Here is a 6,356-nt window from a genome sequence, read left to right as displayed (position 1 = left end):
GCCGAAATCTGCGCGAGGGTCGCGATTTCGTTGTGGCGACCGCCCTGTGGCAGATCTCGACGAAAGGCGGGCTTACACCAGCGCGGCGAGCTTCCCGGCAAGTCGCTCCACGTAGGCGGCGACGTCGGACTCCGACTTGTCGGGCAGCCCGAACAGCACCTCGGTGACGCCGAGTTCGGCCCAGCGGGCCAGCTTGTCCGGGTCGGGCTTGAAGTCCAGCGCGACGATCTGGGGTGCGCCGTCGCGACCGGCGGCGGCCCAGGTGTCCTGCAGCAGCTTCACGGGTGCATCGATGTCGAAGTCGCGCGGGGTGGTGATCCAGCCGTCGGCCGAACGGGCGATCCACTTGAAGTTCTTCTCGGTGCCCGCGGCGCCGACGAGGACCGGGATGTGGGACTGAACGGGCTTGGGCCACGCCCAACTCGGACCGAACTTGACGAACTCGCCGTCGTATTCGGCCTCTTCCTGCGTCCACAGGGCGCGCATCGCCTCCAGGTACTCGCGCAGCATCGTGCGGCGGCGCCCTGGCGGCACATTGTGATCGTTGAGTTCGTCTGTGTTCCAACCGAATCCGACGCCGACGCTGACCCGGCCGCCGGACAGGTGGTCGAGGGTGGCGATGGACTTGGCCAGCGTGATGCAGTCGTGCTCGACGGGCAAGGCCACCGCGGTCGACAGTCGCACGCGCGTGGTCACCGCAGCCGCGGTGCCCAGCGACACCCACGGGTCGAGGGTGCGCATGTAGCGGTCGTCGGGCAGCGATTCGTCCCCCGTGGTGGGGTGCGCGGCCTCCCGCTTGATCGGGATGTGGGTGTGTTCGGGCACGTAGAAGGTGTGAAAGCCGTGATCGTCGGCCAGTTTCGCGGCGGCCGCCGGCGCGATGCCCCGGTCACTGGTGAAAAGTACGAGGCTGCACGCCAACTGGCCGGCTCCGGTCTCGGTGGCTCGTGGTGCACGGTCGGCCGTTGGGCGGCCGGACGTCTCGTGCACGGTGCCGATGTCGGCCGTCACGAAGTCGCCCCTGCATCGATTCGTAGAACCACATTGTTTTTCTACCAGGATATGCCTATGGTCACAAGGCGGTGGTCGCTCGGCGCCGCCGCGGCGAGTACTGGTGAACGTAGCCGTACGCAGAACGAAGGAGCCGACGTGAAGGTGCATCTGCAGCTTGACGGTTCGCCGTCGCAGGTGTCGAGCCACGCACGCGATCTGGCGGTGGTGGGATGCGACGGAGTCTTCACCTTCGAGGGTCAGCACGACGCCTTCTTTCCATTGGTGGTAGCGGCCGCCGACACCGACCTTGAATTGATGACGAACGTGGCCATCGCGGGTCCCCGCAGTCCACTTCATCTGGCGCACGCGGCCTACGATCTCCAGGTCTATGGCCGGGGGCGGTTTCGGCTTGGCCTGGGTTCGCAGATCAAGGTGCACATCGAGAAGCGGTACGGAAGTCAATGGGGCAGTCCGGCGGCGCGGCTGGCGGAGACGGTCGCCGCGGTCAAGGCCATCTTCGCTGCGTGGGAGGGCAAGTCGCGTCTGGACTTTCGCGGCGAGTTCTTCACCCATACCTTGATGCCGCCCAACTTCAACCCCGGTCCCAATCCGTTCGGGCCACCGCCGATCCTCATGGGTGCGCTGGGACCGGTGATGACCCGTGCGGCCGCCCAAGTTGCCGACGGCTTGTTGGTGATGCCGTTCAACAGTGCCAGGCACATCGCCGAGCGCACCATGCCCGCGCTCACCGAGGGGCTGCGGCGGTCGGGTCGGGAAGCGGGCGACCTCCAAGTCATCGCGCAGGCGATGGTGGCCGTCGGCCGTACCGACGCGGAGCTGGCGGTTGCGATCGACGCGGTCGCATCGCTGATCGCGTTCTACGGGTCCACGCCCGCCTACGTGCCCGTGCTGGAGGTCGAAGGGTGGGCGGAAGTACAGCCAAAGCTCAACGCGCTCTCCAAGAGGGGAGCCTTCCGCGAGATGCGCGCGTTGATCACCGATCCGATGGTGCACACGATCGGAATCGTCGGCACGCCCGAACAGTGTGCGGCCGAGATCGACGCCCGGTTCGGCAAGCTGAGTGACGAAGTCTGTTGCTACTTCCCGGGGTACACACCGCGGAGTGAGGACGTCGCCGACCTCGTCGCCGCCCTGCACGATGTCGCGGCGCGCTGATGTCACCGGATCTGGCGGTCGAGATCAGTGACGGCGTCGCCGTACTGACGCTGAACCGACCGGACCACCTCAACGCCTACACCAGCGAGATGGGTGCGTTGTTGAGCCAGGCGTACCGCAGCTGCGACGAGGACGACGACGTGCGGGCGATCGTGCTCACCGGTGCAGGCACCGCGTTCTGCGCGGGCGCGGACTTCTCCGGCGGCGCCAGCCCCTTCGACTCGCCCGACGACGCCACGGGGTTCTCCGCGTCGCCGATCGACCCGGCAGCGTTCGAACTGCGGACTCCGGTCATCGCTGCAGTCAACGGGCACGCGATCGGGATCGGTCTGACGATAGCGCTGCAGGCGGACATCCGAATCGTCGCCGAGGACGCCAAGTACGGTGTCGTTCAAGTGCGTCGGGGCGTGATCCCCGACTGCATGTCGCACTGGACGCTGACCCGTGTGGCCGGTGCGGCGGTCGCGGCGGAAATCTTGCTCACCGGACGGAAATTCGACGGCGTCGAAGCGGTGGCCCGGGGTATCGCCGCACGCGCTGTGCCCGCCGCCAAGGTATTGGATCACGCGATGGAGATCGCCCGCGACATCGCCGTCAACGTGGCACCGATGTCGGCGGCACTGAGCAAACGGCTGTTGTGGGACAGCCTGAACAACGGGTACTCCGCACGCCAAGTCGCCTGGATGGAGACCCAGCTCCATCACCGTGTGATGGGTACCGACGACGCCAGGGAAGGCGTGGCCGCCTTTCTGGACCGACGCGCTCCGCGGTGGAGCGCGTCGGTCTCACGTGATTGGGCTGAGCTGCCGGAGCCGTGACGGCCGTTTGCCGGAACCCCGCTAGGTCGAAGGGACCGCGAAATGCACATCGACGTAGTTGCCGAAGGACTCGGCTTCACCGAGGGTCCGGTGTGGCTTGACGATCACCGCATCGCGTTGACCTCCATCAGTCACGGCTGCGTCTACATCGTCGACCCATCCGGTGGAGCAACCGAGCGCATCGACACCGGGGGCGGCCCGAATGGCTTGGCGCACAGGGACGACGGCACCTTGTACGTGGCCCAGAACGGGGGAGTGTTCGGCGCCAGCGGAACCGCGCAACCCGGTGTGCAGGTGATCGCCGACGGGCGCGTGGATTATCTCGTCGGGGGCATGGGCGCGCCCAACGATTTGATGTTCGGGCCGGACGGGCGGCTGTGGGTGACGGACACCCGCCGCGAGATCGATCCCATGACGCCGCGGGATGGACTACCTGGTCACGTATGGGCAGTCGACGTCGACACCGGTGACGCCGAGGTGATGGTGGAGAGCGGACCGGTCTTCGTCAACGGGCTGGGGTTCACCTGCGATGGACGCACGCTACTGGTCACCGCCACCTTGGTCGCCGAGCTGTTGGCCTACGAGGTTGCACCAGCCGACGCGGCCTCGTGGCGGGCACCGCGTCTCGTGCACGCCTTCGACAACGGCTGGCCCGACGGGATGGCGATCAGTGCGCTGGGCGAGGCGTGGGTGGCGTTGACCGCCGCCGACCGCATCGACGTCATCGACGGCGCGGGTGAGCGCACCGCCAGCATCACGGTGCCCGCGGGTTCGCTGCCCACCAACGTCTGTATCGGCGGGGGTCCCGTCGACGAGCTGTTCGTCACGGCTGCGCATGGCGAGTCGCTGCTGCGGATCCGTCTCGACGATCGCGGTGACCCCGCCCTCGCGCCGTGATTGCATAAGACTGCAGTCTTGCGGTCAACTGCATTTACTCGTATCGTGGGGTGACGTCGAGGGCGCTGTGAGCGGCGGCCCGAACCTGGCAGAGGACTGGAGAACAGATGAGCCTGACAGAGCAGTCAGCACCCTCGGTGAGGGACTTCATGGACGACCCGATCGGGTTCTTCGGCGAGTCGCTGACCCAGATGCACAGCATCCCGCGCGCCGAGTTGGAAGAGCTCCAGCGAAAGGCCATGAGCATCCGGTTCCAGCAGCACCGCGAGAGCATTGAAATCCTCCGCAAGCTCGCCGACCGGCTCGGCATCACCGAAGTAAGCGAATTCAATGACGTTGTCCCGCTGTTCTTCTCGCACACGGCGTTCAAGTCCTACCCAGCGGCGTTGATCGACAACAAGCGCTTCGACTTGATGACGAAGTGGCTGGACAAACTCTCCAGCCATGACTTGTCCCAGTTCGATGCCAAGGGGTGCAACAGCATCGACGAGTGGATCGACCGACTCGACGAACACACACCGCTGGAAGTGATCACGTCCAGCGGCACGACCGGCACCCTGTCGATCCTTCCCAAGGACAAGCACGGTGCGCGCGAGGGCATGGTGCTCTGGAAGATCTGTCTGTTCCAGACGTTCGGCATCGAACCCACCGAGGAGCAACTCAACCCGGCGGTGGAGGTGATTTGGCCGAACTATGCCAGCGGCAAGCTCGGCCACCTGCGCATCGCGAACATGCTCAAGGGCGGGTTCACGGGCGGCGACGAGAGCAGGTTCCACGCGCTGTACTCCGACGCGGTCGACACCGATCTGATGTTCCTGGCGTCCAAGATGCGTGCGGCGGCGTCCCGGGGCGAACTGGATCGCCTCGTCATCGATCCCGCGCTCGCGGCACGCAAGGACGAGTTCATCGCCATGCAGATGCGACAGCCCCAGGAACTCGACGCGTTCTTCACCGAGATGTCCGAAAAACTGCGCGGCAAGCGAATCTTCATGATCGGCACCTACAACCTGATGTACGACGTCGCCAAGGCGGGCCTGGACCGCGGCATCAAGGGTGTGTTCGCCAAGGACTCGGTGATACTCACCGGTGGCGGCTTGAAGGGATTCGTCCTGCCCGACGGATACATGGACGTCATCCGCGAGTTCCTCGGCGTCGACCGGATCCAGGAGGGCTACGGGTTCTCCGAACAGAGCGCCTTCCACTTCGCGTGCAGCGAGGGGCGTTATCACGTGCAACCGTGGGTCATCCCGTTCATCCTGGATCCGGAAACGAGCGAACCGTTGCCGCGCACGGGCGTACAGACCGGTCGTGCCGCCGTATACGACGTCCTGCTCAAAGCCCACTGGGGTGGCGTCATCTCCGGCGACGAGGTGACCATCGACTGGGATCTGGTCTGCCCGTGTGGACAGACCAGCGTCGCGTTCGAGCACGACATCATCCGCTACAGCGAGAAGACGGGCGCCGAGGACGATCGCATCACCTGCGCCGCGACCCACGAAGTCCACAACGAGGCCGTCAACTTCATGAAGGAGTTCGAGTCATGAGCGGCGCCTTCACCGTTCCGCTCTTCCTTCGCGGCGAGGTCATCGCCGATGATCTGGTCTCGTTCGGGACCCGCTCAGGCGGTTCGAATTTCCAGGCCCCCGACATGAGCAAGTACGTCGGGCGCCTGCCACTGGCGAACCCGATGCAGATGTCGGACCTCTACGACCTCGGCTTCGACGAGATCCTCGACGTCTTGCAGGCGATGGGCGACGCGCTGGTGTTCGAGAGGAACACCCACCTGCAGGAGGCGTACGAAGCTGCGCTGCTTGCGAATCCACTGCCGGCGGAAATGCTGAAGAACAGCTACCAGATTCTTCAGCCGCTCTTCGCGCGCGCCAACGTGCTGGAGGTCGCTGACAGTCAGGTCGGACTCGCCTACCTCAATGGGTGGGTTCCGCAGCACCTCGCCGACGGTCGCGAGCTGCGGGTCCGGGCATTCGGTTCACGGGTGCTGCACATTCCCGCGGGCAACGGGGGACTCGTCTCGGCGGTCACCATTCTGCGGTCGGTCATCGCCCGCTGCGACACCATCATCAAGGCGCCATCCAACGACCCGCTGACCGCGGTCGCCATCGCACGAACCCTTGCCGACGTCGCGCCGGATCACCCCATCACCAAGCACCTCGTGGTCGGTTACTGGAAGGGCGGTGATCTCACCGTGGAGGAGGAGTTGTACCAGCCGCAGCACATCGAGAAGATCGTGGCGTGGGGCGGCCTGGCGTCCGTCAAGCACGTCACCCGCTACATCCAGCCGGGGTTGGAGCTGATCGCGCTCGACCCCAAGCGCAGCGCGACCATCATCGGCGCCGAGGCGTTCGAGGATGAGGAGACGATGCGTGACGTGGCGGGTCGTGCCGCAGTCGACATCGGTGTCGCCAATCAGGAGGGATGCGCCAACGCCCGCGTGATCTACGTGATGAGCGGGAC

6 protein-coding genes are annotated in these 6,356 nt (G+C 65.7%); 5 read left to right on the top strand and 1 reads right to left on the bottom strand.

Annotation, left to right across the window (positions count from 1 at the left end):
• Nucleotides 1–72: 72 nt before the first annotated feature.
• Nucleotides 73–921, bottom strand: coding sequence for an LLM class F420-dependent oxidoreductase (locus QOC69_RS03925; RefSeq protein WP_526436570.1), 849 nt, complete (start codon nucleotides 919–921; stop codon nucleotides 73–75).
• A gap of 228 nt (nucleotides 922–1,149) precedes the next feature.
• Here QOC69_RS03925 and QOC69_RS03920 point away from each other — a divergent pair, with 228 nt between their 5' ends.
• The 5 genes from QOC69_RS03920 to QOC69_RS03900 form a co-directional block, all read left to right on the top strand.
• Nucleotides 1,150–2,169, top strand: a complete 1,020-nt coding sequence (locus QOC69_RS03920) for a TIGR03617 family F420-dependent LLM class oxidoreductase (RefSeq protein WP_526436568.1) — start codon at nucleotides 1,150–1,152, stop codon at nucleotides 2,167–2,169.
• A complete protein-coding gene (locus tag QOC69_RS03915) occupies nucleotides 2,169–2,987 on the top strand; it encodes an enoyl-CoA hydratase/isomerase family protein (protein ID WP_526436566.1) in 819 nt (272 codons plus the stop codon). Before QOC69_RS03920 ends, QOC69_RS03915 begins: the two co-directional genes overlap by 1 nt.
• 42 nt (nucleotides 2,988–3,029) lie before the next feature.
• Nucleotides 3,030–3,884, top strand: coding sequence for an SMP-30/gluconolactonase/LRE family protein (locus QOC69_RS03910; RefSeq protein ID WP_526436564.1), 855 nt, complete (start codon nucleotides 3,030–3,032; stop codon nucleotides 3,882–3,884).
• A gap of 107 nt (nucleotides 3,885–3,991) precedes the next feature.
• Nucleotides 3,992–5,428 carry a LuxE/PaaK family acyltransferase gene (locus QOC69_RS03905; RefSeq protein ID WP_526436562.1) on the top strand — a complete coding sequence of 479 codons (1,437 nt, stop codon included), beginning with the start codon at nucleotides 3,992–3,994 and terminating at the stop codon, nucleotides 5,426–5,428.
• On the top strand, nucleotides 5,425–6,356 hold a 932-nt coding region (locus QOC69_RS03900), incomplete at its 3' end, for an acyl-CoA reductase (RefSeq protein WP_526436560.1). The genes QOC69_RS03905 and QOC69_RS03900, both read left to right, overlap by 4 nt.

Origin of the sequence: Mycobacterium sp., assembly GCF_032162105.1 — a bacterium.
GTDB lineage: Bacteria > Actinomycetota > Actinomycetes > Mycobacteriales > Mycobacteriaceae > Mycobacterium.
Note: the sequence above shows the minus strand (reverse complement) of the source record. Positions and strands in the feature narration are given on the sequence as shown.